Annotated in this window: 1 protein-coding gene; it reads right to left on the bottom strand. The window is 67.4% G+C overall.

What is annotated here, in order from left to right; all coding sequences use genetic code 11:
- Window positions 1-62 precede the first annotated feature (62 nt).
- A complete protein-coding gene (locus tag ACT6Y9_RS11005) occupies window positions 63-1229 on the bottom strand; it encodes a S1C family serine protease (RefSeq protein WP_443744561.1) in 1167 nt (388 codons plus the stop codon).
- Between the last annotated feature and the right edge of the window lie 36 nt (window positions 1230-1265).

The following is a 1265-nucleotide window of genomic DNA, read 5'->3' as shown; positions in this document are numbered from 1 at the left end:
CTTTTTCTTCGTCTGCGGACCGGGCGGCGGACGGGCCTTCAGCGCCCGAACTCCTCGGCCTCTCACTGCGGCGGAATGAGCGCCTCCTTTTCGAGCGAGCCGCGCGGGCGCACGGAGGCGGTGAGTTTCTTCACGAGCACGCGGTTGCCGCGAAGCACCTTCACGTCCACGACGGCGCCGGGCTTGAGGCACGCGATCACCTGCAGTAGCCGGTTGGCGCGGACGATGCGCTCGCCGTTCACCTCGAGGATCACGTCGAAGGCGCGGACGTCGGCCTGCGCGGCGGGTGAATTCGTAATCACCTGCTTGACCATCACGCCCGAACTCACCTTGAGCGAGAGGTCCTGCGCGAGCTCCTGAGAGAGCTGGCGCGGCACGAAGCCGAGGTAGCCGCGCTCGATCATCGTGCGGCCCGCGATGAGCGAGGGGAGCACCGAGCGCACGATGGAGCTCGGAATGGCGAAGCCGATGCCGACGAATCCGTCGCTGCGGTCGGGCGAGAAGATTGCGCTGTTGATGCCGATCAGCTCGCCCTCGAGATTGACGAGCGCGCCGCCGGAGTTGCCCTGGTTGATCGCCGCGTCTGTCTGGATGAAGTCCTCGTAGTTGTTGAGGCCAAAGCCGTGGCGGCCGAGCGCGGAGATGATGCCCGAGGTCACGGTCTGCCCGACGTCGAAGGGGTTGCCGATCGCGAGCACGGTCTGCCCGACGCGCAGCTGCGTGGAGTCGCCGAGGCGGATCGCCGGAAGGTCCGTCGCCTTCACCTGCAGGAGCGCGAGGTCCGTTTCGACGTCCGAGCCGCGCAGCCGCGCCTCGAAGGTGCGGCCGTCCTGGAGCGCTACGAAGATGCTGCGGATGCCGTCCACGACGTGGAAATTTGTCAGAATGTCGCCGTTGGAGGAGACGATCACGCCGCTACCGAGGGCCTTGAGGTGCACCTCCGGGTCGGCGTTCCAGTCGTTGCCGAGCTCGCCCGCCTTGCGGCCGGGCACGGGCTTGCGCGTGAAGATGTTGACGACCGAGGGGGCCGCGCGGTCCACGGCGCCGCTGAAGTCGTGCTGCGCGTTGAGGATCGCGAGCTCGGCGGCGAGCGGGTCGGGCGTCTGCGGCGACTCGGCGGGAGCGAAGAGCTTCCAGACCAGCGCCCCGGCGCAGAAGACCGTGACGGACTGGGCGAAGACGAGCCAAAGCCGGCGGATGAGAGGCGTCTTTTCTGACGGCGGGATCATGTTAGTTGCAAGGAGTGGAGCGGGTCAATAACCCCT

Source organism: Sutterella sp., from assembly GCF_052272535.1.
Lineage (GTDB): Bacteria > Pseudomonadota > Gammaproteobacteria > Burkholderiales > Burkholderiaceae_F > Sutterella.
The sequence above is the reverse complement of the archived record's forward strand: the minus strand, read 5'-3'. Positions and strand labels throughout refer to the sequence as shown.